Origin of the sequence: Mycobacterium sp. (genome assembly GCF_050701515.1) — a bacterium.
Lineage (GTDB): Bacteria > Actinomycetota > Actinomycetes > Mycobacteriales > Mycobacteriaceae > Mycobacterium.
This window is the reverse complement of record NZ_JBOGDB010000132.1, coordinates 1-4413: the sequence shown is the minus strand read 5'-3', so window position 1 is coordinate 4413 and position 4413 is coordinate 1. Positions and strand designations below refer to the sequence as shown.

Below are 4413 nucleotides of genomic sequence, written 5' to 3'. Positions count from 1 at the left end.
GACCACTACCTCTCGAAGGGGTGGCCCATCGCCAGCGGCTCCGTCGAGGGCGCCTGCAAGAACTTGATCAAGGATCGCATGGAACGCTCAGGCATGCGCTGGACACCGGAGATGGCCGAGGCCATGCGCCACCTACCTCTCCGGAGATCTCGACGCGTACTGGACATTCCACGTCCATCAAGACCAACAACGGCTTCACCCCAACGGGGCCTGGAGCGTCGTCCTAGAGTAGCCACACCCGAGTCCTTTCACCTCCACCCGGTGTCACGGCGCCTCGTGGCGCACCTTCTCGTCAACGCACAGCACCACTGCTCGTTCGGGAGGATCGAGGTAGAGCCCCACGACGTCGACCAGCTTCTCCTCGAAGCGGGGGTCGTTGGAAAGCTTGAAGGTGCGGACGAGGTGCGGCTTGATGCCCCTGGAGGACCAGATGCGTTGCACCATGGCCTTGGAGATGCCGGCGTGGGCGGCCATGGAGCGGCACGACCAGTGCGTCTCGGAATCCGGGGCCGTGTGCAGCGTGTCGTGGACGATGGCCTCGACCTTCTCCTGGGGGATCGAGGGCTTGCGCCCGCGTCCCTTGGCCACCTTGCCGATGCGCTCGATCCCCTCCGCCTCGAAACGCGCACGCCACGCCAGCACGGTGCCCCGGCCCACCCCGATGCGCTCGGCGATGTCGGTGTTGGCCACGCCGTCGGCGGCCAGGAGCAACGCCTTCGCGTGAAGGACCTCCCGATGGGGGCGAGCCGTCAACCGGGCGATCACCTGGAGTTGCTCCCGCTGCTCCGGCGTCATCGCCAGCGGAGCCGCGGGGTGGTTCGCCACTCCGAAAGGCTACTACATACCGCGCGTCATTTAGTGGACACTACACTAGCGACCCGCACTACGACTACCCGCCAGCTGTGCCTTCGGCTGACCAATGAGCAATTACGCGAGCGAGTCGTCGGACAAGGAGTCCCGCGGCACCTCGACCCGCCTTGACGTAGTCGGTTGCGACAACGATACTGACGCCTCCGGGCGAGCGGTCGAGTTGGGCGGTTCGCGGCGGAAGGAACTGCCCAAATCGAAGGACCAGCGTTGTTCGAAACGCGCCTGTCGCAGTGTTTTAGTTTCTTGTGGCCACGCTCGTCGTGAGTCCTCGCACGGCCATGATCGCCGAGACCCAAATTCGTGGCCCGGGCTTGCCTGCCGTAGCGCGCGAGGACCACCGTGCTGGGTTGCTCGTCGGCGCAGGCAGTAATAGGCGAACCCTAGCGATCACCATCGACGCCCACGACGATCAGACCCCGCTTCGACTTGACGGGCTGGGAAGCGGTTCGCACTGTGCCACGACGCCATCACGGCCGATCCTCTTGGCGAAGGGAGGCTCGTTTGGGGCATGTGGGGTGCAGCCGAACCCTCAGGTTTCAGTATCACGCCGGGTTCTCGTTCCCGTGTCACATCCAGGCCAGCGGACCGAGACCAAGCACCCAAGTCATCGGCACCGGTATCGACAAGTTCCTCATCCAGATGTGTCCGGTGAACCGCCGACGACCGTCCACCGGATGGACAAGTTCAGTACATCGACTACGGAGGCAAAGCGGTGAAACGTAGAGCATTGGTAGCTATCGCCTTGCTGGCGATGGCCGCATTGAACTTGCCGGCGGCCGCGCAGCAAGACAACAGCGACCACCAGCGAACTGGGGCCCCGCTCGACCAGCAGCCGCAATCCGACAGACGGACCAACCCCGCCCTGCGTCAGCCGCCGAGCGCCGCCGAACGCTCCAAAGCCGCGCAACAGCGTGCCGAGTTCGGTCTCGACAAGAGCGACATTGCCATCGGCGCCGCATTCGCTGGCGAGGCCGACTGGACGTACGGAACGCCCCTGACTGGCCCGGAAGCTGCAGAGATGCGACGCCGCAGCCGAGTCGCTGACGCCCTAGCGGTTCCCGGCGGCCTAGACGAGTTCGTAAAGGCCAACGACTCGCTCGGAGGCGCATACATCGACCACCCCAATGGCGGTGCTCTCGTCATCCAGGTGCTCGCGCGCACCCCCGCGACCGTGCTCTCGGCCGTAGCCAGCAAGGTGCCGACGGAGGCCGGCACGGTCCAGTATAAGACCGTGGAGTTCTCGGCGGCCGACCTCGCCACGGCAAAGAAGCTGCTCGACAACCAATTCCTATCGACCGACAAGGTCGCCCCGACCAACCTTCGCAATGCCCTTCGTGCCGGTGGCATTGCACTCGTGGCCTTGTTCACGGACTCCCGAGCGAATCGCATCGTCGTCGGATTCGAGAGGCTCACGCCGACGCTACGCTCGACGGCGGAGCGAATTTGGGACGGGCTGGCAGCAACGGGCGCCGCTCCGAACAGGGCCATGGTGAACTTCGTGGCGTCTGGACGATCAACCCGGCAGGACGACCACAACTACAGCACAGGAACGATGAAGGCGGGTCTAAGGCTCACCGGCCCTGCGAACGTGCCGTGCACGTCCGGGCTTGCCGCCATTGGCAAGACCGACGGCGTCAGGTACCTCCTCACGGCCGGACACTGCTGGGGAGGTACGCCGGAGGTCAAGGATGGTTCCGGCACGCGCATCGGCTTCCGCCAAGGCGGCGTCTACAACAATGACATGTACGCCGATGTGAGCTACATCCGGCTCGACCAACCCGGCAAGGCCAGCCCGAATGCTCTCGCTATAAAATGTCCCGGCTGCTTGCCCAATATCGACACGATCACACAAGCGCGGAATCCAACCGTCAACGACATCGCCTGTATGAACGGGATCGCTACCATCGAAGTTACCTGTCGCCAAGTCCTGTCGACGAGTTTCAGTGGCGAGAACGACGACGGGACCACCTATCAGGACTTCGCAGTGAGTCTGTACACATCGGACCTGGGCGACAGCGGCGCCCTTGTCGGCAATGGGCCGACGGCCTTCGGGCTTCACTCCGGGGAGTTCGAGGAGCAGGGGTGGAGAATCTTCTCCAAAATCGCGCGCGTCCTTGGAGAGGGGCAGGGCTATCAACTTGACGCGCTGGTCAGCCCGAATGGGTGGGACTGGCCTGCGAACTCGCTCACCTTGGCTTCCGATCACTCGGGTTTCTGTATGGACGACTTCAACGCACAGTTGGGAAACGGCACCCAGATTCAGAGTTGGGGGTGTCACGGTGGGAACGCCCAGCGATGGACCATGATCCCGAGCCGCAACACAGGTGACCCGTTCGGAAACGGCTCCACGCCTTCATACGAGATCAAGTTGACCATCGGCAACCGGAGCAAATGCCTTGACGTCCCCAACGGGTTGAACGGGACCGCCCTCCAACTCTACGACTGCCACGGCGGGCTCAACCAGAAATTCTGGCTATACCACAACGGCGGAGGCCGGTTCCAGCTCCAAGCTCTCCACTCCTACGGCTGCGTCGAAGTGGAGTGGAACGGCTGGGAATCGACCCGATACGACCAGGGCAAACGGGTCATCCAGGTGGACTGCAACCCCTCGCATCAGAACCAGGTCTGGCGCATCGAACGGTGATTATGTCTTCGGGCCCCTTGGCTTCACGCCGAAGCCGACGCGGACTGACGCCAAACCCGGCCGTCGGGGGACGACCCTCGACGGCCCGGGTTGGCCCTTGTACCCTCAACCTTTGTCGACCCGATCGGAGGATCCGCATGCGCCGGTACCTGTCTGTACTCGTCGTTCTCACCCTCGCTGCGTGCAGCAACGGCAGGAAGACAGACGAAGGCTCCGGGACGGCCGGCCCAGGTACCACGATCGTGCAGACGGTAACGACACGCGACAACGTCCGTGCGACGGCAGGTGTCCCGCCCGAATCGTCCAAGCAGGAGCCTGGGCAGTGGGTGCTGTCCAGGTCGGACGGCACTTCACTGCACGTGGTCGTACTCGAAGGCGGTTGCATGACCTACGACCATTTGGACGTGATCGAAGGGCCGAACTCGGTCACTATGACAGCCGTTGTGCGAGTGCCGAGCGACAACCTCCGGAGTTGCACGTCCAATGCCGCTATCGCCGAGGTGACCGTCACGCTTACATCACCCCTGGGCCAGCGTCCTCTGGTTGGCGAATGCCAAGCGGGCGAGGCCACGGCAGGCGAGAGACATTGCCGGACCCTGCGGTCCATTGGGCAAGTCGCCATCCCGAACCCCGTCCGGTCCTAACGTCGCGCCTTCGATTCGCAAGGGAGACCCCGGCTGCGACGGTGGCGCCGATCACGCGACGATAAGAGTTGCAGCGGGTCTTGGTCGCCTCTCACAGGCCTGACGTGCAATAACCGGCCAGAATCGAATGGGTGTGGCTACTCTAGGACGACGCTCCAGGCCCCGTTGGGGTGAAGCCGTTGTTGGTCTTGATGGACGTGGAATGTCCAGTACGCGTCGAGATCTCCGGAGAGGTAGGTGGCGCGCAGGCGGAGC

The 4413-nt window shown here is 63.8% G+C and carries 1 protein-coding gene and 1 pseudogene; one reads left to right on the top strand and one right to left on the bottom strand.

The window, feature by feature from the left end; translation table 11 throughout:
- Positions 1-270: 270 nt before the first annotated feature.
- Positions 271-795: pseudogene (locus tag ACRDU5_RS10970) on the bottom strand (IS630 family transposase); the annotation flags it as partial.
- An 826-nt stretch (positions 796-1621) separates the two neighbouring features.
- Between ACRDU5_RS10970 and ACRDU5_RS10965 the strand changes: the two are divergent.
- Positions 1622-3514 carry a ricin-type beta-trefoil lectin domain protein gene (locus ACRDU5_RS10965; RefSeq protein ID WP_526614527.1) on the top strand — a complete coding sequence of 631 codons (1893 nt, stop codon included), beginning with the start codon at positions 1622-1624 and terminating at the stop codon, positions 3512-3514.
- Positions 3515-4413 lie beyond the last annotated feature (899 nt).

Bases quoted from the DNA above. Each gene is read 5' to 3' on its own strand.
- ACRDU5_RS10965 (WP_526614527.1), top strand. From the start codon at position 1,622: ATGGCCGCATTGAACTTGCCGGCGGCCGCGCAGCAAGACAACAGCGAC.